Annotated in this window: 25 protein-coding genes; 15 read left to right on the top strand and 10 right to left on the bottom strand. The window is 69.3% G+C overall.

From position 1 onward, the window contains the following. Positions 1–20 precede the first annotated feature (20 nt). Positions 21–989 (top strand): transglutaminase family protein, encoded by a 969-nt coding sequence (locus IV088_RS06695; protein ID WP_291099477.1) that lies wholly within the window; start codon positions 21–23, stop codon positions 987–989. 3 nt (positions 990–992) lie between these two features. Here the strand turns inward: IV088_RS06695 and IV088_RS06690 are convergent, their stop codons facing one another. Continuing rightward, positions 993–1,394: a carboxymuconolactone decarboxylase family protein gene (locus IV088_RS06690; protein ID WP_291099474.1), complete on the bottom strand. Its 402-nt coding sequence runs from the start codon at positions 1,392–1,394 to the stop codon at positions 993–995. A gap of 25 nt (positions 1,395–1,419) precedes the next feature. Continuing rightward, positions 1,420–2,403, bottom strand: a complete 984-nt coding sequence (gene ylqF / locus IV088_RS06685; RefSeq protein WP_291099472.1) for a ribosome biogenesis GTPase YlqF — start codon at positions 2,401–2,403, stop codon at positions 1,420–1,422. Between the two features lie 115 nt (positions 2,404–2,518). Here ylqF and IV088_RS06680 point away from each other — a divergent pair, with 115 nt between their 5' ends. After that, a complete protein-coding gene (locus tag IV088_RS06680) occupies positions 2,519–2,989 on the top strand; it encodes an SRPBCC family protein (RefSeq protein WP_291099469.1) in 471 nt (156 codons plus the stop codon). A gap of 18 nt (positions 2,990–3,007) precedes the next feature. On the opposite strand, the gene IV088_RS06675 is transcribed toward IV088_RS06680, so the two are convergent. Continuing rightward, positions 3,008–3,898 (bottom strand): DUF2892 domain-containing protein, encoded by an 891-nt coding sequence (locus tag IV088_RS06675; protein ID WP_291099466.1) that lies wholly within the window; start codon positions 3,896–3,898, stop codon positions 3,008–3,010. A gap of 379 nt (positions 3,899–4,277) precedes the next feature. Here IV088_RS06675 and IV088_RS06670 point away from each other — a divergent pair, with 379 nt between their 5' ends. Further along, positions 4,278–4,574, top strand: a complete 297-nt coding sequence (locus tag IV088_RS06670) for a 2Fe-2S iron-sulfur cluster binding domain-containing protein (RefSeq protein WP_291099464.1) — start codon at positions 4,278–4,280, stop codon at positions 4,572–4,574. A gap of 7 nt (positions 4,575–4,581) precedes the next feature. Here the strand turns inward: IV088_RS06670 and IV088_RS06665 are convergent, their stop codons facing one another. The 3 genes from IV088_RS06665 to IV088_RS06655 all read right to left on the bottom strand — a co-directional run bounded on the left by IV088_RS06665 (position 4,582) and on the right by IV088_RS06655 (position 8,213). Next, positions 4,582–5,481: a dienelactone hydrolase family protein gene (locus IV088_RS06665; RefSeq protein WP_291099461.1), complete on the bottom strand. Its 900-nt coding sequence runs from the start codon at positions 5,479–5,481 to the stop codon at positions 4,582–4,584. Positions 5,482–5,585: 104 nt separating this feature from the next. After that, on the bottom strand, positions 5,586–7,142 hold the full coding sequence (gene gshA, locus IV088_RS06660; RefSeq protein WP_291099458.1) for a glutamate--cysteine ligase: 1,557 nt from the start codon (positions 7,140–7,142) through the stop codon (positions 5,586–5,588). Positions 7,143–7,172: 30 nt separating this feature from the next. Further along, positions 7,173–8,213: a tRNA-dihydrouridine synthase gene (locus IV088_RS06655; protein WP_291099455.1), complete on the bottom strand. Its 1,041-nt coding sequence runs from the start codon at positions 8,211–8,213 to the stop codon at positions 7,173–7,175. 148 nt (positions 8,214–8,361) lie between these two features. Here IV088_RS06655 and IV088_RS06650 point away from each other — a divergent pair, with 148 nt between their 5' ends. The 10 genes from IV088_RS06650 (at position 8,362) to IV088_RS06605 (ending at position 17,140) form a co-directional block, all read left to right on the top strand. Beyond that, the gene (locus IV088_RS06650; RefSeq protein ID WP_291099452.1) at positions 8,362–8,904 is read left to right on the top strand and encodes a FecR family protein; all 543 of its coding nucleotides are present in this window, start codon (positions 8,362–8,364) and stop codon (positions 8,902–8,904) included. Positions 8,905–9,037: 133 nt separating this feature from the next. Then, a complete protein-coding gene (locus tag IV088_RS06645) occupies positions 9,038–9,556 on the top strand; it encodes an OmpA family protein (protein WP_291099449.1) in 519 nt (172 codons plus the stop codon). Positions 9,557–9,565: 9 nt separating this feature from the next. After that, positions 9,566–10,054, top strand: coding sequence for a HugZ family protein (locus IV088_RS06640; RefSeq protein WP_291099447.1), 489 nt, complete (start codon positions 9,566–9,568; stop codon positions 10,052–10,054). Positions 10,055–10,059: 5 nt separating this feature from the next. After that, the gene (locus IV088_RS06635) at positions 10,060–10,704 is read left to right on the top strand and encodes an RluA family pseudouridine synthase (RefSeq protein ID WP_291099495.1); all 645 of its coding nucleotides are present in this window, start codon (positions 10,060–10,062) and stop codon (positions 10,702–10,704) included. Positions 10,705–10,729: 25 nt separating this feature from the next. Further along, positions 10,730–11,497, top strand: coding sequence for an SDR family NAD(P)-dependent oxidoreductase (locus IV088_RS06630; RefSeq protein ID WP_291099444.1), 768 nt, complete (start codon positions 10,730–10,732; stop codon positions 11,495–11,497). Then, complete coding sequence (locus IV088_RS06625; RefSeq protein WP_291099441.1) at positions 11,484–12,062, top strand: histidine phosphatase family protein; 579 nt, start codon at positions 11,484–11,486, stop codon at positions 12,060–12,062. Before IV088_RS06630 ends, IV088_RS06625 begins: the two co-directional genes overlap by 14 nt. A 130-nt stretch (positions 12,063–12,192) precedes the next feature. Next, positions 12,193–13,377: a beta-ketothiolase BktB gene (bktB, locus tag IV088_RS06620; RefSeq protein WP_291099438.1), complete on the top strand. Its 1,185-nt coding sequence runs from the start codon at positions 12,193–12,195 to the stop codon at positions 13,375–13,377. 198 nt (positions 13,378–13,575) lie between these two features. Next, positions 13,576–14,961 (top strand): AAA family ATPase, encoded by a 1,386-nt coding sequence (locus IV088_RS06615; RefSeq protein WP_291099435.1) that lies wholly within the window; start codon positions 13,576–13,578, stop codon positions 14,959–14,961. Next, complete coding sequence (locus tag IV088_RS06610) at positions 14,958–16,514, top strand: VWA domain-containing protein (protein ID WP_291099433.1); 1,557 nt, start codon at positions 14,958–14,960, stop codon at positions 16,512–16,514. The genes IV088_RS06615 and IV088_RS06610 overlap by 4 nt, the downstream gene beginning before the upstream one ends. 290 nt (positions 16,515–16,804) lie before the next feature. After that, entirely contained in the window at positions 16,805–17,140 is a 336-nt protein-coding gene (locus IV088_RS06605) for a YkvA family protein (protein ID WP_291099430.1), read from the top strand. A gap of 175 nt (positions 17,141–17,315) precedes the next feature. Here IV088_RS06605 and IV088_RS06600 read toward each other — a convergent pair whose 3' ends face one another. Next, complete coding sequence (locus IV088_RS06600; RefSeq protein ID WP_291099426.1) at positions 17,316–18,383, bottom strand: ionic transporter y4hA; 1,068 nt, start codon at positions 18,381–18,383, stop codon at positions 17,316–17,318. Between the two features lie 130 nt (positions 18,384–18,513). Further along, positions 18,514–19,257 carry a 2OG-Fe dioxygenase family protein gene (locus IV088_RS06595; protein ID WP_291099424.1) on the bottom strand — a complete coding sequence of 248 codons (744 nt, stop codon included), beginning with the start codon at positions 19,255–19,257 and terminating at the stop codon, positions 18,514–18,516. Between the two features lie 122 nt (positions 19,258–19,379). Here IV088_RS06595 and IV088_RS06590 point away from each other — a divergent pair, with 122 nt between their 5' ends. Beyond that, a complete protein-coding gene (locus IV088_RS06590) occupies positions 19,380–19,841 on the top strand; it encodes a hemerythrin domain-containing protein (RefSeq protein WP_291099421.1) in 462 nt (153 codons plus the stop codon). Positions 19,842–19,958: 117 nt separating this feature from the next. Next, on the top strand, positions 19,959–20,804 hold the full coding sequence (locus IV088_RS06585) for a DUF2189 domain-containing protein (protein ID WP_291099418.1): 846 nt from the start codon (positions 19,959–19,961) through the stop codon (positions 20,802–20,804). Here the strand turns inward: IV088_RS06585 and IV088_RS06580 are convergent, their stop codons facing one another. Next, positions 20,805–21,047 carry a hypothetical protein gene (locus IV088_RS06580; RefSeq protein WP_291099415.1) on the bottom strand — a complete coding sequence of 81 codons (243 nt, stop codon included), beginning with the start codon at positions 21,045–21,047 and terminating at the stop codon, positions 20,805–20,807. It abuts the gene before it with no gap. A gap of 146 nt (positions 21,048–21,193) precedes the next feature. Further along, positions 21,194–22,906 carry a long-chain fatty acid--CoA ligase gene (locus tag IV088_RS06575; RefSeq protein WP_291099412.1) on the bottom strand — a complete coding sequence of 571 codons (1,713 nt, stop codon included), beginning with the start codon at positions 22,904–22,906 and terminating at the stop codon, positions 21,194–21,196. Between the last annotated feature and the right edge of the window lie 65 nt (positions 22,907–22,971).

Genomic DNA, 22,971 nt, shown 5'->3' with positions numbered 1-22,971 from the left:
CCAATCACCTCACCCCGGTCATGCTGCTAAGAATCTTGCACACCACCACCTACCGCTACCACGGCAGCGTGGACATGGCGCAGCACATGGTGCACCTCTCGCCGGTGGACACGCCCACGCAGGCGGTGCAGGCCCATGCGCTGCGCGTGAAGCCCGAGCCCGCGGCGCGCAGCCAGACCACCGACGTGTTCGGCAACCAGCGCACCTTTTTCTCGTTGCAGGCCCCGCACGAAACGCTGGTGGTGGAGGCCGACAGCCTGATCGAGACCCATGAGCCCGGCCCCCTGCCCGACGACGACGCATGGACCGCGCTGAGCTGGGAGCGCGCCCGCAACCACTTCCGCTACCGCGCCGGCGCACCCTACGACCCCGCGAGCGAATTCCTGTTCGCCTCGCCCTGTGTGCCGCGCGACGACGCTTTCATCGCCTTCGCCCGCCCGGCGTTCAGGCCCGGCCTGCCGCTGCTCGAAGCGGTGCAGGCGCTGATGGAACGCATCCACGGCGAGATGGAATACAAGACCGCCAGCACCGAGGTGAACACCCCCGCGCTGGTGGCGCTGAAACAGGGCAAGGGCGTGTGCCAGGACTTCGCCCACATCATGCTCGGCTGCCTGCGCAGCCTGGGCCTGCCCGCGCGCTACGTGAGCGGCTACCTGCTCACCCAGCCACCGCCCGGCAAGCCGCGCCTGATCGGCGCGGACGCCTCACACGCCTGGGTGTCGGTCTACGCGCCGCTGCCCGCCAGCACCGACGAGGCCACCGACGGCAAACCCGCCGCGCCCGAGGGCCTGTGGTTTCACTTCGACCCCACCAACAACCGCAGTGGCCAGGGCAGCCCGGGTGAGGAATACGTGACCCTCGCCACCGGACGCGACTTCTCCGACGTCTCGCCCATGCGCGGCGTCATCCAGGGCGGTGCTCGCCACGCGCTGAACGTGGGTGTGACGGTGGCCCCCCCCGAAGAATTCGGCGCCCTGCAGGGCGCCTGACGCTCAACCCCGGTCAAACACCGGGTCCACCGGCACCTGCAACGCGGTCGCCAACTGGTTGGTTTTGGCCGCCAGGGCCACGATGGACATCAGCTCCGCGTGCTGCTCGCGCGTCATGCCCTTGGCCGTGGCCGCCGCCGTGTGTGAGTGCACGCAGTAGCTGCAGCCGTTGATGATGGACGCGGTGATGTAGACCATCTCCTTGGTCAGCGGGTCCAGCGTCGACGGCGTGGCCATCACCCGCTTGACCTCGGCCCAGGTCTGCTCCAGCAGCGCCGGATCAAACGCCAGGTAGCGCCACATGTTGTTGATGAAATTCGTCTGGCGCGTGGCACGGATGTCGTCGAACACGGCCTTGACGCGCGGATCGGATTCGGGGTTTTCAAGGGGAGTGACGGTGGACATGCGGGAACTCCGGTGACGGTGGGCTTCAGCGCGGCTTGCGCGCCGCAGCGCGCTTGTCCGCCTTGGGCTTGCGCTCGGGGCTGATGAGGCCCTGCTCTCTCAGCGCCTTTTTTCGCTCGGCGCGGTCGGCGTCCGACTTCAGGCCGGCGGTCATCCAGCGGCCGAACTGCTCGGGCGTTTCCAGCGTGACGCGGCCGATGTGCAGGTGGCGGAAGTCCGAGATCACGAGTTCGGCGGCCTTCTGCAGGTTGATCTTGCCGCCGCCCGCGAGTGCGCCGCGCTGGCGGCCGATGACTCCGAGCAGCTCGTCTTCGGGCGCCTGGGCGTAGGCCTCGGGCGTGCGGCCCAGTTTGTAGCGGGCTTCGAGCAGCGCTGGGTAATCGGCCTTCAGCAAGGCCAGCAGCTCGTAGGCCACCTCCTGTTCGTCGTAGGCGTTCTTGCCCACCGCGCCGCTGGCGGCCAGGTTGAAGCCGCTCTCGGGCACCACGATGCGCGGCCAGAGCATGCCCGGCGTGTCATACAGGTAGAAGTCGTCGGCCAGGGCGATGCGCGATTCGGTGCGCGTGACGCCCGCTTCGTCGCCGGTCTTGGCCGCGCGTTTGCCTTTGAGGGTGTTGATCAGCGTGGACTTGCCCACGTTGGGGATGCCGCAGATCAGCACGCGCATGGGCTTGACCATGCCGCCGCGCCGGGGCGCGAGCGCGAAGCAGGCCTCGATCAGCGCGCGGGCCGGGGCGGTGTCGCTGGCGTCCAGCGCAATGGCGCGGGTGTTGGGCTGGGCGTTGTAATGGTCCAGCCAGAGCGCGGTGCGCACCGGGTCGGCCATGTCCTGCTTGTTCAGCACCTTGAGCGTGGGCCGCCCGCTGGTGAGCTCGGCCATCAGCGGGTTGGCGCTGCTGCCGGGCAGGCGCGCGTCGAGCATCTCGATCACGACGTCGATCTCTTTCACGCGCTCGCCGATGGCCTTGCGCGTGAGGTGCATGTGCCCGGGAAACCACTGGATGCTCATTGTTTATTCTTTCGGTCGGAGCGGGGATTGTGCGCTGGGGGAAAGCCTCTATCGACGGGGCGGAACAGCGTGCCAGAATGGCCCGATCTTTCCACAACGTCCCCAAAGGAGACCCATGAGCATCACCGTGAAGATCGATCTGGGCTACGAGTTCACCGTCAAGGCCAAGGCCACCGAGGTGTTCGAGTTGCTGTCCGATGTGCCCGCGTCGGTCGCCCATTTTCCCAAAGTCGAGAAGCTCACCGACATGGGCGGCGGCGTCTACCAATGGGAGATGGAGAAAGTGGGCACGGCACAGGTCAACATCCAGACCATCTACGCCAGCAAATACGTGAGCGACAAGGCCAAGGGCACGGTGAAGTGGACGCCGGTCAAGGGCGTGGGCAACTCGCTGGTGGGCGGCAGCTGGACCATCGTGGACAACAAGAAGTCCACCAGCATCGCGCTGGCGATCCAGGGCGAGGTGGAGGTGCCCCTGCCCGGCCTGATGAAGATGGTGGTCGCCCCCATCGTCGAAGGCGAGTTTGAAAAACTGGTCGAAAAATACATCGACAACCTGATCAAGCGCTTCGGCGGCGAGGTCTGAGCCGCCACCCGCAGGGGATCAACCCCGCTGCAGGTACACCTTGACAAAGCTGCTTTTGAGCTGGTCGGCGCGTTGCGGCAGCGCATCGGTCTGACCGTCCTGCGCGGCCTTGAGCAGCGCGTCCAGGTTCTGGCGGATGACCTGGATGTCGGCGTCGCTGGCCTCGGCCTCCACCGCAGTCATCTTGTCGTTGACCTGTGGATACAGCGCCTGCAGCTTGGCCGCATCTTTGGCGTTGCCGGCCTCCAGCATCAGCTCCATCGCGTCGTGGAAGTCCACCAGGGTGACCGAGAGCATCGAGAACCCGTTGCGCTTGAACACCTCCTGAAACACCGGGCGCACGCCCTCCAGCGCGAGGTGCGCCTGCTGCAGATCGCCGGCGCGCACGAGGTCGTTGACCCCCAGGAGCATCCCCGACACCTTGACCAGATCGACGGGGAACTGAGGGTCGCTGCGCAACGCGATCGGCTGCCAGGCGGTGTATTTCTCCTGGAAAGCGGCGTAAGCCGGGAGCAGCTGCTCGTATTGGTCGACGGCCTTCTCGCGCTCGGCCTTGCCGGTGAGAAACAGGGTCTGTTTGTAGAAGCCGTTCATGGCGTTGAAGTCTTCGAGGAAGAACTTGCGGCTGAACATCTGGCTGGCCCAGGCACCCCCCACGGCCACCGCCAGAAGCACCGCGCCCGCCAGCAGCGGCATCACACCGCTGCCCCGGGCCGGGGTCGCCGCCTTGCGCCTGCCCAACACCGCGTAGAGCGGGCAAAAGCGGAGCGCCGCCGTGGCGAGCGCCACCGCACCCACGCCCAGGGCCACCCATTGCCACACGCCCCCGAGCCAGAAATAGGCCAGCAGCAGCGCGAGCACGCCCACCAGCGCGCGAATGAATCGGTCAAGTCCTTGCACGTTGTTCATGGAACGGCTTCTTTCTTCGACGAGGCAAAAATACCCCCACCACTATAAGACAACCCTGCGACAGAGGGTGATGAGTTGTCCCCGCGTTCACTGGACAACCCTGTGAATAACCTCCCGCAAGCGATGTACGGCGCTCGCAAGTGCTTGTGGCCCTAGGGAGTTCTTCAATCTGCCTGCGAAACAGGCAGTGGCACCCCAGTGGTTATCCACTTTTCCCGTGAAACCTTGGACAAGCTTGTGCATAAGTGTGGGCAAGCCTTGTAAAACGACGCCAAGTGCTTGTCACGCATGAACATTCTTTAAATCGCCTGTTCAACAGGCAGTGCGCACATGCCCCGGTACTGCGCATGACCAGGGCAGCTCGGTTAGATTTGTGCACATGTCCACCCCAACCGCGCCCGTCGCTTTTCAACTGCACCTGCCCGACAGGGGTGAAACCTTGGCGGTGCCGGCCGGCGCCACGCTGCTGCAGTCGCTGCTCGGTGCGGGGGTGGTGTGGCCGGCCTCGTGCCGCAACGGCACCTGCCGCGCGTGCATCGGGCAGCTGGTGAGCGGCACGGTGCGCTACAGCGTGGCGTGGCCGGGGCTGCTGCCCGAAGAAAAGGCGCAGGGCTGCGTGCTGCCCTGCGTGGCCTGCCCGACCAGCGACGTGGTGCTCACGCCGCCGGTCGATTGACGCCGCGTCAGCCGCGCAGGTGCTGCGCGAAGAAGGCCATGGTGCGGTCCCAGGACAGCTTGGCGGCGGCCGCGTCGAAGCGCGGCGTGGTGTCGTTGTTGAAGCCGTGCTGCGTGCCCGGGTACTGGTGCGCGGTGTACCTGGCGCCAGCCGCCTTGAGCGCGGTCTCGTAGGCGGGCCAGGCGGCGTTGATGCGCTCATCGACCGCCGCGAAGTGGATCAAGAGCGGCGCCTTGACCTTGGCCGCGTCCTCGACCGGCGGGTGGTTGCCGTAGAACGGCACGGCCGCGGCCAGATCGGGCAACTGCGTGGCCAGCATGTGCGAGATGCCGCCGCCGTAGCAGAAACCCACCACGCCCACGCGCCCGCTGCTGTCGGGCCGCGCCTTGAGCACGCCCGCCGCGGCGATGAAGTCCTGCCGCGTCTTCGCCTGATCGAGTTGCCCGAACAGGGTGCGCGCCTTGTCTTCGTCGCCCGGGTAACCGCCCAGCGGCGTGAGCGCGTCGGGGGCGAAGGCGAGGTAACCGTCCACCGCCAGGCGCCGGGCAATGTCTTCGATGTGCGGGTTCAGGCCGCGGTTTTCGTGCACCACCAGCACAGCGGACAGCTTGCCGCTGGCATTGGCCGGTTTGGCCACGTAGGCCTTGACGGTTCCGTGCCCGTTGGGCGAGGCGAAGTCCACACGCTCGGTGCTGATGCGGGCATCGCCTTGTGGCACCACCTGGGCGATGGCGAAATCCGGGCTGAGCGAGGCAAGGATGCCCGCCGCCGTCAGGCCGCCCACCGCGAACCGGGCCGCCTGATCGAGGAAACCGCGGCGGTCGATGTCGCCATGCACGTAGGCGTCAAAAAGGATCAGCAGTTCCTGATCAAAGTCCGCAGCGGTCAGTCGGGGTGTCCGGGCCATGGGCGTCTCCTGTTGAAAAGACGCCCAGCCTATCGGTCTGCGGTGAGGCCCGCAGTACACCCACGCGCAGTGCGGATTTCAAGGTACCGCCGATGCCTGACCGCTCAGGCCGGCTGGGCGCTCTCCGCCTGCGCCCGTCCCAGGCGGTGTTCCGACACGTACTCCTGGCGGTAGATCTCGAAGGGCATCGTGTCAGCGGCCTCGATGGCACGCTGATCGACCAGCGACTTCGCCGCCATGGCCTCGTAGCGGGCCTGCTGCTTGGACGACCAGGGCAGCGCCAGCAACTGGCTGTGGATCTCGCCCGACTGCTCGCGCGCAAAGGCCACGAAGGAATCGCCGTGGCGCTCCTGCACCGCGCGCAGCACCCGCGCCGAGGGCAAGGTGTCGGGGGCTTGCAGCGAGGCGCGCGCCTGCGCGACGGCCTGGGCGTGATCGTCGCCACCGTGCAGCGCGTCGAGCCGCTCGGCCAGGGGCACCAGCTGGTCGATGATCTCCAGGCCCCACTGCTGCAGTGGCACGCTCTGGCCGTTGCGCTGCAGGTGCAGCCCCGGCTCGCGGCCACGGGCCGCCGTGAGGTGCTGGTTCTGCGCCAGCTCGCGGATCTCTTCCGGTGTGTCGGGCGCGCTGTCGCTGAGCAGGCAGTGCAGCAGGAACACATCGAGGAAACGCAGCGTGGGCGCACCGATGCCGATGGGTTCGAAGGGGTTGAGGTCCATGAGGCGGACCTCGATGTACTCCACGCCGCGCTCACGCAGCGCGTGCAGCGGGCGCTCGCCCTGGTAGATCACCCGCTTGGGGCGGATGGTGCCGTAGAACTCGTTTTCGATCTGCAGCAGCGTGGTCGCGAGCTGGTTGTAGTCGCCGCCCGGGTTGCGAATGCCCACGGTTTCGTAGGCGGGCCAGGGACGGGTGAGTGCGTCGTGCAGCGAGGCCGCGTAACCTTCCAGACCGTTGTAGCTCACGGCCAGCGTGGACTGCGCGTCGCTCTGGTAACCCAGGCGGCCCATGCGCAACGAGGTGCCGTGGGGCATGTGCAGCGAGCCGCTGCTGCCCAGCGGCTGCAGCTCATGCTCACGCCCTTCCACGAAACTCGAGCACACGGCGGGCGAAGCGCCGAACAGCGTGAGCAGCAGGAACGCGTGGCGTCGGAAGTTGCGGATCAGGGCGAAGTAACCGTCGTTGTCCACCCAAGGCAACGACCAGTTGTAGTGGATGCCCGAGATGGTCTGCATGCGGCGGCCATAGCGGTGGCCCAGACCCATGCGGTAGACGCTCTTGGCGCGACCCACGTTGGACGAACCGTAGCGCCCGAGCGGGATGGTCTCGTCGGTGGGCAGGCCACAGGGCATGCTCGACGCCCACATCATTTCGTCGCCCGCGGCCTTGAGGCTGCGCACCGTGAACTGGTGCACCTCGGTCAGCTCATCGAGGCAGGCCTGCACGCTGCCGTGCACGCCGGTGATCAGCTCCAGCTGAGACTCGGAGTAGTCGGTGGTGATGTGCGGGTGGGTGAGCGCGCTGCCCAGCGCCGCGGGGTGCGGCGTGAGCGCGAGTTTGCCGTCCGGCTGTGAGCGCAGGCTTTCTTTTTCGAGGCCGCGTTTCATGCCGCGCAGGCGTTCGTCGCCCAGGGCATTCAGCCGGTGTTGCAGAGAAGTCATAGGGGTCTTGTTCGGGTCCGGGGCCGGAAGTTAACACGGCTGTGCGATTCCTGCTGGCGGCGTGGCGATGGGGTTTTCTGGCAGGAAACGGCGCGCCACGGGCGCCACCGGGCGCACCGGCGTGGCCAGCCCGGCGGTGTTGGACGCCAGCCAGGCCTCGATGTGCGGCGGCTCGGTGCAGGTCCTCAGCGCGTCAAACGCGGCCTGTCCTTCGGGGTAACGTTTGCGCAAATAGTTGAGCCACTGCTTCAGGCGCCCGGCGCGGTGGCGCCGTTCGACCCGGCCGCTCACCTGCTGCCAGTACACCGACAGCAGGGGTGTGATCTCGCTCCAGGGCACGCCGCCCTGCCCTTTGATGGCCAGTGCCAGGCCCGGGTCGGTCACCATGCCCCGGCCGATCATGAGCGCGTCGCAGCCCGTCACCTCGCGGCAGCGCTCGGCATCGGCCACGCTCCAGATCTCGCCGTTGGCGATCACCTGCATGGGGCCCGATGGCAGCGCACCGCGCACCTCGGCGATGCGGTCCCAATAGGCCGGCGGGCGGTAGCCATGGGCCTTGGTGCGCGCGTGGATCACCAGCTCGTCGGCGCCGGCCTGGGCGATCGCCTGCGCACAGTCTTCGGCCCGGTGGTCGTCGTTGAAGCCCAGCCGCATCTTGGCCGACACCGGCACCAGGGCCGGCACAGCGCGCCGCACGGCCTCGACGATGCGGCCGATCAGCTCGGGCTCGTCCAGCAGCACCGCGCCGCCCCGGCTCTGGTTCACCGTCTTGGCCGGGCAGCCAAAGTTCAGGTCCACGCCAAACGGGCTGATCGCGGCCAGGCGCTCGGCGTTGTCGGCCAGGCAGGCCGGATCGGAGCCCAGCAGCTGGGGCCGCACCGGCACACCGGCCCGGGTGCGCCCGCCATTGAGCAGCTCTGGCACCACGCGGTAGAACGCGCGTTCGGGCAGCACGGTGTTGGTCACGCGGATGAACTCGCTCACGCAGCGATCGATGCCGCCGGTGCGCGTGAGCACGTCGCGCAGCGTCGCGTCGAGCAGGCCTTCCATCGGCGCGAGCATGAGGTTCATGGGGGTTGGCATGGGTGGCCGGCGCGGGAGCTCAGGCTCCGGCCAGGGGCTCGATTGTAGGGAGCCCGGGCGTGAACGATGCCCTTGCCCGGGACACGGGCGACCCGCTAGGATCGCACGTTGTGCCTTGTTGCCCCGGAGTTGCCCCATGTTTTCACCGCCGCTGATGCGCGCCCATCGAACCTTTCTGGCAGGTCTTTTGCTGAGCGCGTCGCTGGCATCTGCCCAGACCGCGACGCCCCCCGCCGACATGGCTCGAGCGGGCACGTTCAAACAGCTTCAGGGCGAGATTCGGCTGGGCCAGGAGCCGGGCCGCGCAGCGCCCGCGCCGGGCGATGCCCTGCGTCAGGGTGACCGGGTGCGCACAGGCCCGGCCAGTGGCGCCAGCATCGTGCTCAAGGACGGCACGGTGCTGACCATGGGGCCCAACACGACGGTGGACCTCGGCCAGTTCCAGTTTGATTCGACCACGCAGAGCGGCAACTTCGTGCTCGATCTGCTGCAGGGATCGGTGCGCGTGGTGACGGGTTTGCTGGCCAAGGCCAACCCGGAGCGCTTCAAGGTGCGCACGCCCACGTCGGTCGTAGGTGTGCGCGGCACCGACTTCATCGTGGAGGCGATTCCCCAGACAGAGCCCCTCTATTACTACCTGCGCCACCACTGGAAGGACCATAGTAGACTGCGCCGATGACGCCAATTGACAACGCCCGCGTGCAGTGCAACACACTCGGGTGCAAATGATTCCGATGGTCCCAGTACCCCACCGAACGCTCCTGTCTGCCCTCGCGGTCTGCCTGTGCGCAGCCTGCACCCCGACCAGCCGCGTGCTGCTCTTGCCGCAGGAGGGCGTGAAGAGCGCGGTGACCGTCACCTCGTCCACCGCCAGTGCCGAGTTGTCCACCCCCTACGCGGTCGCCGAAATCGGGCGCAAGGGCGAGCTGGAGCAGGCGCTCTCCAGCGAAGCCGAAGTGCGCGAGCGCTACCCGGTGCTGCTGGCACTGCAGCCACCGCCCCCGCAGCGCTACACCCTGAATTTCCAGCCAGGCACCTCGGACCTCACACCCGAGTCGATGTCCAGGCTCGACACGATCCTGGCCGCCGCCCGAGCGCGCAGCGGTGGCGAAATCGTGATCGTGGGCCACACCGACCGGCAAGGGGCGGCCGACGCCAACGACGCGCTGTCGCTGCGGCGCGCCAACGCCATCCGCGACGTGCTGGTGTCACGTGGCTTCAAGACAGAACTCATCGACCCGGTGGGCCGAGGGGAGCGCGAGCCGGTGGTGCCCACCGAAGACGACGTGCCCGAACCCCGCAACCGGCGGGCCGAACTCATCGTTCGTTGAACCACCGGCATGGGTGAACACAGCCTCACCGGGGCCTTGCGGACCTTGTTGTCATCGCGTCGCACCGCTGCGCTGGGCACGCGCGACGCCTCGGGCGAGGTCTTCGTGTCGATGGTGCCGTTTGCCATCGACGCCGATGCGCGGGAACTGATCCTGCACGTGAGTGCGCTGGCCGCCCACACCGGCAACCTTCAGCGCACACCGCGCGTGTCCTTGCTGGTGTGCGCCCCGGAGGCCATGGATGAACCGGTGCACGCCCTGCCACGGGTGACCCTGGATGCCGTCGCCCGCACGGCCGAGCCGGACACCGACGACGCGCGGTCGGCGCGGCGGGCCTACCTGCAACGGTTCCCGGAGGCCGAGCCGATGACCGCGCTGGGCGATTTCCGTTTCGTTCGCCTGCAGCTGCTCGGGGCGCGCCAGGTGGCCGGCTTCGGCGCCGCGCGCAGCCTGCCGGCCGACGAGGTCCGGCGGGCGCTGGCGCCGGCGACGTCGTGAACACCCTGCTGAACCTCGTGCACGCCGACGAGAGCCTGCTGGTCTTCGACAAGCCCGCTGGCCTGCTCGCCGTGCCCGGGCGAGGACCAGACAAGCAGGACTGCCTGAGTGCCCGCGCGCAGGCAGCCTACCCCGATGCGCTGGTGGTGCACCGGCTCGACATGGCGACCTCGGGGCTCGTGGTCATGGCACGCGGCATCGAAGCGCAACGTCGCCTGAGCCTGGCGTTCGAGAAACGCCGGGTGCACAAGCGCTACCTCGCCGTGGTCGCAGGCCACCTGTCCAACCCACAGCCCGACAACGGCTGGAACACCATCGACCTGCCTCTGATCCTGGACTGGATGGCGCGGCCGCGCAGCATCGTCGATCACGACATCGGCAAGCCCAGCCTCACGCGCTGGCGCATCGCCACGGGCGGCACGCCCATCGCAGGCACCACCCGGCTGGAGCTGGAGCCCGTCACCGGCCGCTCGCACCAGCTGCGCGTGCACCTGCAGGCCATCGGCTTCCCCATCGCGGGCGACCCGCTGTACGCGAGCCCGGCCCAGGAGGCCATGGCCGGGCGGCTGCTGTTGCACGCGCAGGCCATCGAGATTCCGCACCCGGCCACCGGCGACACGCGGGCATTCGAGGCGCCCTGCCCGTTCTGACGCCCGGCCCTGTCACACTGGCGCCATGCACGATCTGATCATCCTCACCGGCGCATCGCGCGGCCTGGGTCTGGCCATGGCCCGCCAACTGATCGCCCCTGGCCGCGCGCTGCTCTGCCTGTCGCGCCAGACCAGCCCCGAGCTGGCCGAGCTGGCCCGCGCCCAGGGCGCCACCGTGATGCAGTGGCCGCTGGACCTCGTGGACGGCGAGGGTGCCGCCGCCCGGCTGGCGCCATGGCTGTCGCAGCTCGACGCACCCAGCCTGGCCAGCGCCACGCTGATCAACAACGCCGGCATGATCCCGCGCATCGGCCCGCTGCAGGGCTGCCCGCCCGAGGAGCTGACGGCCGCGCTGCGGGTGGGGCTGGAAGCGCCCATGCTGCTGACCGGCGCGTTCCTGCGCGCCACCAGCGCCTGGGTGGACGCCGGCTGGCGGGGCCACCGCAAGGTGCTCAACATCTCGTCCGGCCTCGGGCGCCGCGCCATGGCCGCCCAGGCGCCGTACTGCGCCGCCAAGGCCGGCCTGGACCACTTCACCCGCTGCAGCGCGCTGGACGAAGCACAGCGCCCGCACGGTGCCAGGCTGGTGTCGCTCGCGCCCGGTGTGATCGACACCGACATGCAGGTGCAACTGCGCGCGGGCGACCCCGAGGCGTTCCCCGACCTGCAGCGCTTCGTGCAGCTGCAACAGCAGGGCCAGCTCAGCAGCCCGGACGAGGCCGCGGCCCGCGTGCTGGCCTTTCTGAACCACCCCGATTTCGGCAGAGAGCCGGTGGCCGATGTGCGCGGCTGACCTGCGCCGACGCAGCCTGGTGGGCGCCGCAGCGCTCGGCGTGGCCACGCGCTGGGCCAGCGCAGCCGACGACAGCGATTTCTGGCGCCAGTGGCGCGCGGGCGGTTGCGTGGTGCTCATGCGCCACGCAGCCACCGAGCCGGGCACAGGCGATCCGCCCGAATTCCGCCTGGGCGACTGCCGCACGCAGCGCAACCTGAGCGAAGAAGGCCGCGCGCAGGCGCGCCGGGTCGGGCAGGCCTTTGCGGCCCAGGGCATCGCCCCACCCACGGTGCGTTCCAGCGAATGGTGCCGTTGCACCGAAACCGCCCAGCTGGCCTTTGGCGCGCACAACGTGTGGCCGGCCACCAACTCCTTTTTCCAGGGTGACGCCGGCCCCGCGCAGACGCGCGAGGTGCTGCAGGCCCTGGCCCAGCACCGCCCGCCCGGCAACCTGGTGCTGGTCACGCACCAGGTCAACATCTCCGCGCTGACCGGCGAATACCCGGCCATGGGCGAGCTGTTCCTGACCCGGCCACCGGCCAGCGACGGGCGGCTCAGCGTCCTCGCCCGCCTGCGCCCCTGACGCCTTGGCGCAGGCTTGCGTGGCCTGCACAAGGCCCGTGTAAGCCAGTCGCGCATACCATGGCGCGTTGATCGTTCGATCAGCGGTCCCTCCGACCTGCCAGCCCATTCCATACACACAGGAGATGAACATGAGCCGAGAAGTTGTTGTTGTCAGCGCCGCCCGCACCGCCATTGGCACCTATGGCGGCAGCCTCAAGGACACGCCGCCCACCGAACTGGCGGCCCTGGTCGTCAAGGAAACGCTGGCGCGTGCCGGCGTGGACGGCAAGGACGTGGGCCATGTGGTGTTCGGCCACGTGGTCAACACCGAACCCAAGGACATGTACCTCTCCCGCGTCGCCGCGGTCAACGGCGGCTGCGCCGAGGGCACGCCCGCGTTCAACGTCAACCGCCTGTGCGGCTCCGGCCTGCAGGCCATCGTCTCGGCCAGCCAGTCCATCCTGCTGGGCGACTGCGACATCGCCATCGGCGGCGGCGCCGAAAACATGAGCCGTGGCCCCTACGCCAGCCTCTCCGCCCGCTGGGGCGCGCGCATGGGCGACACCAAGATGGTGGACATGGTGGTCGGCGCGCTGCACGACCCCTTCCACACCATCCACATGGGCGTGACGGCCGAAAACGTGGCCGCCCAGTTCGGCATCACCCGCGAGATGCAGGATGCGCTGGCGGTCGAGAGCCACAACCGGGCCGAGCGCGCCACCGCCGAAGGCCGCTTCAAGGACCAGATCGTCCCGGTCATGCTCAAGAGCAAGAAGGGCGAGGTCGCCTACGCCACCGACGAGCACTTCCGCCCGGGTTGCAAGCCCGAAGACATGGCCAAGCTGAAGCCGGTGTTCGTGAAGGAAAACGGCACCGTGACCGCCGGCAACGCCTCGGGCATCAACGACGCTGCCGCGGCCGTGGTGCTGATGGAGGCGGGCACCGCCAAGGCGCGTGGCGCCAAGCCGCTGGGCCGCCTCGTGGCCTACGCGCACACCGGTCTGGACCCCAAGATCATGGGCATGGGCCCGGTGTCGGCCTCGCGCCTGGCGCTGCAGAAAGCCGGTCTCACGGTCAACGACATGGACGTGATCGAGGCCAACGAAGCCTTCGCCGCGCAGGCCTGCGCCGTGACTAAGGAACTCGGCCTGGACCCGGCCAAGGTCAACCCCAACGGCTCGGGCATTTCGCTCGGCCACCCCATCGGCGCCACCGGCGCGCTGATCACGGTCAAGGCCCTGTACGAGCTGCAGCGCATCAACGGCCGCTACGCGCTGGTCACCATGTGCATCGGCGGCGGGCAGGGCATCGCGGCGGTATTCGAAAGGGTGTGAACACCCTCCCCCCGCGCCGCTTCGCGTCACCCCCCAGAGGGGGGCGATGCGAGCGGCCTGGCGGAGCCAGTTCCGCCGCATCCTGGGCGGGTGCCCGCGCTCCGGAGACTGTTTTTTGCCGCTGTGCGACTTGTCTTGACTGCGGCGCTGGTGCCGGAAACACTGGCGCCCTTTAACTTTCAATTTTTGCCGCATCCCATGACGCGTGAACACCCCACCAGCGCCACCTGGGCGCCCATGCTGGCCGAGCTGGAGCGCGGCCTGCTGCAGCGAGACGTGGCGGCCCGCGCGCTGTTGCTGGCGGCGTTGGCGGGCGAGCACGTGTTGTTGCTCGGCCCGCCGGGCACGGCCAAGAGCGAGCTGGCCCGGCGGCTGCAGCGGCTGCTGCCGGGCGCGCACTATTTCGAGCGCCTGCTCACGCGCTTCACCGTGCCTGAAGAGCTGTTCGGCCCGCTGTCGCTGCGCGCGCTGGAAAACGACCGCTACGAGCGCCTGACCGAGGGCTACCTGCCGGGCGCGGAGGTGGCGTTTCTCGACGAGGTGTTCAAGGCCAACTCGGCCATCCTCAACACCCTGCTCGGCCTGCTGCACGAGCGCCAGTTCGACAACGGCAGCCAGCGCGTGCCGGTGCCGCTGGTGTGCCTGGTCGGCGCGAGCAACGAGCAGCCGCAGGACGACAGCCTGCTCGCCTTTTACGACCGCTTCCTGCTGCGCGTGCCGGTGCAGCCGGTGGACGACGACCACTTCGCGGCGCTGCTGCAGGCCGAGGCTTTCGACGACCGCCCGGTGCCCGCCGAGGCCCTGATCGACCTGGCACAGATCGAGGCGCTTCGCCAGCGCGCGGCGACGCTGCCGCTGGGCGACGGCGCCCTGGATGTGCTGCTGCGGGCGCGGCAACACGCCGCCGCGTCGGGCCAGGCGGTCTCCGACCGCCGCTGGCGACAGCTCGTGGCGCTGCTGCAATGGCAGGCCGCCAGCGGCGACGCCCCGGCCGTGGGCGAATGGGACCTCTGGGTGCTGCCGTATGTGCTGGCGGCCGACCCGGCCCATGTGCCCGGCTGGACGCGGTTCTTTCTCGACGCGGTGGCGCACACCGCGCCGCAGCCCATCGACGGCCTGGAGCGCGCCGTGATGGCCTTCGAGCAGCAGCTCGACACCGAGCGCCGCACCCCGCCCGACGCGCAGGACGACAGCGCGGGCAAGCTGGCGCTGGCGCGTGCCATCACCCGGCCCGGCGAAGAGAGCGAGATGCTGCGCATCACCAGCGAACGCGCCCAGCGCCGCTACAGCCCGGTGCACATCGACGCGCGCGTCGCGCAGTGCGACGCGCTGCTGGAGCAACTGATGGCGCTGCACAACGAACGGTTGACCCAGGCCCACGCGGTGCTGGGCCAGGCCCGCGCGCACGCCTGGCTGCCGCCGTCCTGGCTGCTGCAGATCGAGGCGGTGCACGCCGAACGCTGCGGCCAGCTCGCCGTGCTCTGCGCGCAGCACCAGTCCACGCGCCACGGCTTTGCGGCGCTGCCGGTGGACGCCGGCGCCACCCCGGTGGCGCCACCGCCCGTGCACTGGGAAACCCCGTGACGGCAACGACCGGCTCGGCCCCAGCGGGCGGGTCGGCCGGCCGCTCGCCACCGCAGGGCGCTCGCGCTGACGCCCCTCCGGTCAGCGGCCCCGCTGAGGCGCTTCCCCCACCCGATGCGCCCTACCACCCTCTCGACGAGCTCCCGCGCGAGCTCTGGCGCTGGGCCGTGGTGTGCAGCAGCGGCGAGGCGCCGCGCCGCCTGCCCGAGCTGGTGTGTTGGGTCCGCGCGCTGCTGGACGGCGCCCTGCCCGATCCGGCGCACGATTTCGGTGATGCCACCGCCACACAGGCGCTGCGCCCGCTGCTCGCCGAGCTCGACCTGCTGACCCTCACCCGCCAGAGCCCCCCGCTCACCCAACAGGTGGTGCAAAGCCTGCTCTGGCACCTCGACAGCCTGATCGACCGACCGGTGGACGAACCCCGGGCGCAAGCCATCGTGCGCATGACCGCCGGCTTCCGCGAGACCTGGGACGTGCAGCGCCAGGGCTGGGACGAGGTGCTGGCCCTGCTGCAATCGCTGGGCGACCTGGCGCACCTGCGCTGGGACGACCTGGCGGGGCAGTTGCACCGCCGCGAGTGGCAGGCAGCGCGCCGCATCGGCGAACTGCTGCAGCGCCTGCCCACGCTCGCCGCCTTCATCGACAGCGTGGGCCGCCGCGAGACCGACCACCGGCAGCCGCCCGCGGTCAGCGCTCGCCCCGACCCGGCACCACAGGCCCCCGCGGCGCGCCACCCCGCCGACGAAGAAGAGCGCCGGCCCGAGCCCACCGCCATCGACGGCGTGCGCCGCTCGCGCCAGCTCGCGCGCATGACCGGCAGCGAGAGCCTGAACCTCACCCACCCCACCCTGCGCCGCCTGTGGCGCGCGCGGTTTGCCGAGGCCCAGCTGCTGAGCTACGACGACCGCGCCCGCGACACCTCGCCGCGCCCCTTGCCCCGCCCCGACCAGCAACCCCGGCGCCAGGTGCCCACGCACGCCGGGCGCGGCCCGCTGATCGTCTGCCTCGACACCTCGGGCTCCATGCGCGACGCGCCGGAGAACGTGGCCAAGGCCTGCGTGCTGCAGGCCCTGCGCAGCGCCCACGCCGGGCGCCGCCCCTGCCGCCTGCTGGCCTTTGGCGGCCCCAGCGAACTGCTGGAGCGCGACCTCACGCTCGACGCCACCGGGCTGGAGCACCTGCTCGACCTGATGGGCCAGAGCTTCGACGGCGGCACCGACGTGCAGACACCGATCGAACGCGCGATCGAACTGGTGCAGACCGCCGGCTGGGAAGAGGCCGACCTGCTGGTGGTGAGCGACGGCGAGTTCGGCGTCACCCACGCCACGCTGCAGCGGCTGCGTGACGCGAAGCAGCGGCTGGCGCTGCGCGCCCACGGCATCCTGATCGGCGACCGGGAAACCATCGGCTTGCTGGAGGTCTGCGACCACCTGTACTGGGTGCGCGAATGGCGGCGCTACGGCAGCGGCGCCGCGACCGTGGGCGAGAACTTTTCGCCGGTGCACAGCCGCAGCCTCACCGCGATGTATTTCCCCAACGCAGTCAGGAGGTAGCGAAGCACCCCCGCCGCGCTGCGCGCGACCCCCTCGAGGGGGCAACGCGGTGCGGCCCGGCGGAGCCGGTTCCGCCGCGTTCACGGCTCAGACATTTCGCACCGGAAGTGGATCTGTGAACACAGGCTGAACAACGGAATCGGACTTTTCGCACGGGTTGGTCCACCGCCGGTCCGCGACAGGGAACCCGCTCTTGCATGGGCGGTCTCAGCCCCCACACTGTGCAGTGACCACCCGGCCTGGCCGGGTGGTGATTCGGTGTGTTGTGTGCGCTCTACAGGAGAAACGCCATGTGGAAACGAGTGTCGGTGCTGTGGGTGGTGGTCAAGGGTGATGTGCGTCGCCTGTGGTTCGCGCTGGGCCATCCGCAGGCGCCGGGTTGGCTCAAGGGCGGCGCCGCTGCCGTGGTGCTGTACCTGGTGTCGCCGGTCGACCTGATTCCCGATGTGCTGCCGGTGATCGGCGTGCTCGACGACCTGATCATCGTGCCCATGGCGCTGCGCTGGCTGCTGGCGCGCCTGCCGGAGCACATCCGTCACTATGCGGACGAACGCGCCGCCGGGCGCCCTGGCACGGCACAGGCAGGCCCCACAACCGAAGGCGCACGGGAACGCATCAAACGTTAAGGCGAGCCAATGCAGTGAGCCGTTCAAAGGCGAAGCCGTATCGCTTCTGTGGTGCCGGAGCACCCTCACTGCGCATGAACCCATGCCGCCCAGGGCACCGCCGGGCTGGCCTTGCCAGACGGCCAGTGCCGCCCCCTTGAGGGGGTCGCGCGCAGCGCGGTGGGGGTGCCTCCCCTCAAGGCACCAGCGACAGAAACAGGAAGGCCGCGAACAGCACCAGGTGCACGGCCCCCTGCATCACATTGGTCCGTCCCGTCGCCAGCGTGATGGTGCTGACCAGGAAGGTGAGCATCAGCAGCACCAGGTCTTTGGGCGCGAGGCCCAGCACCAGCGGCAGGTCGAGCAGCACCGACGCGAGCACGACCGCCGGGATGGTGAGGCCGATGCTGGCCAGGGCCGAGCCCAGGGCCAGGTTCATGCTGGTCTGCAGGCGGTCGGCGCGCGCGGCGCGCACCGCCGCCCAGGTCTCGGGCAGCAGCACCAGCAGCGCGATGGCGATGCCGATCACCGCCTTGGGCGCGCCCATGGCGGCCACGCCCGACTCGATGGTGGGCGACAGCTGTTTCGCGAGACCCACCACGGACACCAGCGACACCAGCAGCAGGCCGAAGCTGGTCCAGGCCTGTGCAGGGGTCGGTGGCTCGGCATGCACGTCTTCGTTCGACGCGTTGGTGGGCGGCAGGAAATAGTCGCGGTGCCGCACGGTCTGCACAAACACGAACACCCCCCACAGCACGAGCGACGACACCGCCACGAACGCCAGCTGCGACACGGTGTAGAGCCCCACACCCGCGCTGGTGGTGAACGTGGGCAACACCAGCGACAGGCCGGCGAGTGCCACCAGCGCGGCCAGCGCCGAGTTGGCGCCATCGAGCTGGAAGGTCTGTTCGTGGTGGTGCAGGCCACCGACCAGCAGGCACAAGCCCACCACGCCGGTGCTGATGATCATCACCGCTGAAAAAATGGTGTCGCGGGGCAAGGTGGCTTTGCCCTCACCCCCGGCGAGCATCATCGAGACGATCAGCGCGACCTCGATCACGGTGATGGCCACCGCCAGCACCAAGGTGCCGAAGGGTTCACCCACCCGGTGCGCCACCACCTCGGCGTGATGCACCGCCGCGATCACCGCGCCGATCAGGGCCAGCGCACACACCGCCAGAAGCGCGGTACCGGGCGTCCCCATGAGAGCGCCCCCCAGCAGGGCAGCGGCGGCGAACGGCACGAGCGTGGGCCATGAAAGCATCAAACATCCTCTCTCGGTGGTGGGGCGCCCGAGCGGACGCACAGGCCACCAAGCGCATTGTCCCGGTCACGGGGCGCGGCCGCTGAAGGGCGCGGTGAAGGCCCTGGAACAGCGCCCTTTTCGGCGCGGCTCAGCCGCCCTGGAAGCCGTCCCGGCGGTAGGTCAGCACCAGCGTGTCGCGCCAGCCGAGTTCGCCAGGTGCCACCGGCTGGATCGGCGTGCTCTCGTGGATCACACGCTCGTCGTCCAGCAGCAGCAACGACCACGGCTCGGTGAGCGTGAAGCGCTGGCCACCGGGGCCGTGCGCGTCAAACACCCGGCTCTCGCCGCCCTTGATGCGGTGGCGCCCGAGCATGAACACCGCCACCAGGTCCACCCCGTCGCGGTGCGCGCCCTCGGGCGTGGGCCGCCCGATGCCGTCGGTGGTGTCGATGCGGAACGGGTGCGCCTCCACGAACCAGGGCCGCTCCCCGCGCAGCGCCGACACCGTCTGCCCCACCGTGCCCAGCAGGCGATGCCAGAGCGGCGTCGCCACCACGGCCGGGTCCATGGGCTCGAACCAGCGCTGCATGCCGCCGTGCAGGGCGTTGTATTCCAGCGGCTGCCAGTGCGCGCGGTGCGGCACCTGCTGGACCGCGCCGCCATCCACCACGAAGCAGCTGTGGCGACGGCGCCGGTAGCGGCCGCCGTCCATCAGGTAGGCGTCGCTCGGCAGGTCGTCCCAGCTCGTGTGCAAGGCACGGAGTTCGTCGGCATCGGTGTGCAGCCAGCGCTGCACATCGCTCGCGCTGACGAGAGCAAAACCCGAGTCACGGAGGGCTGGATCGAGCCCGCTCAGGGAGACATAAGGGGGTGAAAAGGCAAGTCGCGTCATGGCCGGGCAGTGTACCGGCGCCGATTTTGATCGCCCACACACCGCCCGCGCAGTTTCTGCGCTGGATCAAAACCACCGCGTCCGCGCACTGTCAAGCTGCAGGCATTGCCAAGGAGACCGCTATGAATACCGTTGAATGGTCCGATGCCTTGCTGCTGGACTTTGAACCCATGGACGCGGTCCACCGCGAGTTTGTCGACCTGCTCGCGCTCGCCCAGGGCGCGCCCGACGAAGCCCTGGCGAAAGCCTGGAGCGCCGTGGTGGAGCACACGGTGCAGCACTTTGGCCGCGAGGATGCGTGGATGCGCAAGACCCGGTTTGCGTCCGCCGAGAACCACATCCTGCAGCACCGGGTGGTGCTCAACGTGTTGCGCGAAGGCTCGGTCCTGGCCCAGGCCGGCCGGCTGGCGGAGGTGCGTGAAATGGCCGGGGAACTGGCGGTCTGGTTCGCCAAACACACCCAGTCGCTCGACGCGGCGCTGGCCCTGCACATGCGGCGTGAGCCCGCCAGTGTGGCCACCAGTGCCGGCGGTGGCGCCGCGCGCCGGGCGGCGGGCCACCACACCGCCCGCCCCCCGCACTGAACACCCGCGCGCCGCACCACCCCCGGCGCGGCGAAAAACCCTATCCGCGCATGGGGTAAACCACGGGGCTGGCGATATTGGTCAATGGTTATATTTCTCCTTCAACCGGAGACACCCATGGCAACGCCCCTTCACGCCCACGCCGAAGCCGCCGACGAGCCAGCTCCGTCAGACACGGTCGACCCGGCACCGGACGACGAGGCCGCGCGCGGCCCGTCGGTGCTCTCGCTCCCGCTCGCCACCCTGCGCCTGACCGCCCCCCTGCAGTGGCTCCGGCTGGGCTGGGCCGATTTCAAGCGCTGCCCGCGCATCGGCCTGTTCTACGGCCTGTGTTTCTTCGCCATGGGCCACGCGCTGCTGGCGCTGTTCCAGAAAGCGCCTGAGTACCTGCTGGCCCTGAGCGCCGGCTTTCTGCTCATGGGGCCCTTCCTGTGCCTGGGCCTGTACGACGCCAGCAAGGCCATGCAGACACACAGCCACCGCCCTTCCCTGCGCGCCTCGCTGCAAGCCTGGCGGCCGACGCGCGGCACCATGGCCATCTTTGCCGGCGTGCTGCTGATCCTGGAAATGTTGTGGGGCCGTGCGGCCCTGGTGGTGTTCGCGGTGAGCTTCAACACCATGCCCGACAAGGCCAACCTGCTGGCCATGCTGCTCGACCCGGAAAACATCGGCTTCGTGGTCACCTACTGCGTGGTCGGCGGGGTCTTCGCCAGCCTGATCTTCGTCACCAGCGTGATCTCCATCCCGATGATCATGGACCGCCAGGTGGACGCCGTGTCGGCGGGGTTGACCAGCATCCGCGCCTGCCTGCAGAACCCGGGGGTCATGCTGTTCTGGGGCGCGCTCATCACCGGCATCATCGTGATCGCCATGCTGCCCGCGTTCCTGGGTCTGCTGATCGCCGGCCCGGTGATCGGGCACGCCACCTGGCACGCCTACCGGCACATCGTGCCGACCGCCTGATCAGGCCCCTTCGCCCTTCTCCACCGGAGCGGTCTCGCGCCAGAGACGCGCAAGCAGCCACCAGCCTGCCAGGGTATTGAGCAGGGCGAACAGGGTCAGCAGCAGCCGCATCGCCCCGACAGGCTGCAGCACGTACAACGCCGAGGTCATCGCCGACGACATCAGGTTGAGCGCCACCACCAGCCAGAACAGCGGCAGGCGCGGTTGCCAGAGGCGGCGCAGCGATGCGAGGGGGGTGACCATGCGGTTTTGCGTTCAAGCGTGGAAAAATGCGGGGGACAGCTTCCGGCGCAATATGCCTGAACCCAGGATGCGGTGGAACCGGCTCCGCCGGGCCACTCGCATCGCCCCCTTGGGGGTCGCGCGCAGCGCGGCGGGGGGGTGTCTATTCAGGGTTCTTTCTCTTGAAGCAATCGCCACATCACCTTGCCACTGCCGCTCTTGGGCAAGGCATCGACGAACTGCACCACGCGCGGCGCCTTGTACACCGCCATGTGTTCGCGGCACCAGTCCACGATGTCCTGCTCGCTTGTCTGGCCGCGCGCGGCATCGCGCAGCACCACCACGGCCTTCACGCTCTCGCCGCGGTAGCCGTCTTTGGTGCTGATGACACAGGCCTCCGCGATGGCCGGGTGCTTGAACATCAGCGCCTCCACCTCGGCCGGCCAGACCTTGAAGCCGCTGGCGTTGATCATGCGTTTCAGGCGGTCGGTGATGAAGAAATAGCCGTCTTCGTCCACCCGACCCAGGTCGCCGGAGCGGAAGTACCGCTGGCCTTCGAACTGAATGAAGGCCGCCTCGGTGGCCTCGGGCCGCTTCCAGTAGCCGCTGAAGACCGACGGGCCGCGGATGATGATCTCGCCGGCCTCGCCCTGCGGCATTTCCTGCAGCGTCTCCGGGTCCACCACACGCGCCTCCACGCTCAGGAACGGAATGCCCAGGCACTGCTGCTTGGGTGCGTCCGGCGGGTTGTTGTGCGAGGGCGCCGCGGTTTCGGTCAGCCCGTAGCCCTCGGCGTACCGCAGGCCGTACTGCTCAAACAGGCGCTGCGCCACGGCCTGCGGCATGGCCGCGCCACCACCCCCGATGAACTGCAGGCTGGAGAGGTCGTACTGGTCAAAGCGCGGGCTGGCCAGCAGGTCGATCACCATGGTGGGGATGTTGCTCCAGTTGGTGACCTTCCAGGCCGAGATCAGGCGTCCGGCCAGATCGCGGTCCCAGCGCGGCATCAGCACCACCGTGGCGCCGATGTAGATGCCGGCGTGCATGCCCACCACCATGCCGGTGATGTGGAACATGGGCACCACCACCAGCGACACGTTTTCCGAGGTGCTGCCGGCCCAGAGGCAGCCCGCGACCGCGTTGTGCATGATGCTCGCGTGGGTGTGCATGCAGCCTTTGGGCAGACCGGTTGTGCCGCTGGTGTAGGGCAGCACGCACAGGTCGGCGGGCTGGCGGTCGTGCAGCGGGGGCGCCTCGGTGCAGGCCAGGGCCTCGGCCCAGTCGGCCACCGTTCCGCCGGGCATGGCGGGCACGGCATGGCGCGCGGCCAGCCAGTCGCCCCAGGCCGGTGGAATCTCGGCCTGCGGGCCGATGGCGTCGTGGTAGTGCGCCACCACCAGGTGCGACAGGCGCTGCGCCTCGGGCAACGCGGCGTTGGCCTGCAGCAGGTCGCCCGCGAGGTCGGCCGCGCTGATGGCGACCTTCACGTCCGGGTCGGTGATGTAGTGCTTGAGCTCCTCGGCCCGGTTCATCGGGTTGACCGGCACCACGACCGCGTTGGCGCGCAGGATCGCGTAGTGCGCCACGATCCACTGCGGGCAGTTCTGCATGAACAGGATCACCCGGTCGCCCGACCTCACGCCGCGGGCGTGAAGGTGGGCCGCCAGGCGCTCGGCCTGTTCGAGCAGTTCGCGGTAGCTGGTGCGCCGGTCAAAGAACACCAGCGCCGGCTTGTCGGGGTAACGCTGCGCGCTCACCACCAGGTTGTGCCAGAGCGAGGTGGCCGGCGGGGTGATGCGGTGCGGCAGGCGTTTGGGCCAGAAGCGGTAGTGCGGCCGGACGGCAGCGGACGGCACCGGCGGGACGGCGGGGGATGGCATCGGCTTGTCTCCTGATGGTTTTCCGGTCACAGCATACGGTCGGGTGCTGCGAAAAGCACAGCAGG

This window comes from Hydrogenophaga sp., assembly GCF_018780075.1.
Lineage (GTDB): Bacteria > Pseudomonadota > Gammaproteobacteria > Burkholderiales > Burkholderiaceae_C > Hydrogenophaga.
This window is presented reverse-complemented; position numbering and strand designations above follow the sequence as displayed.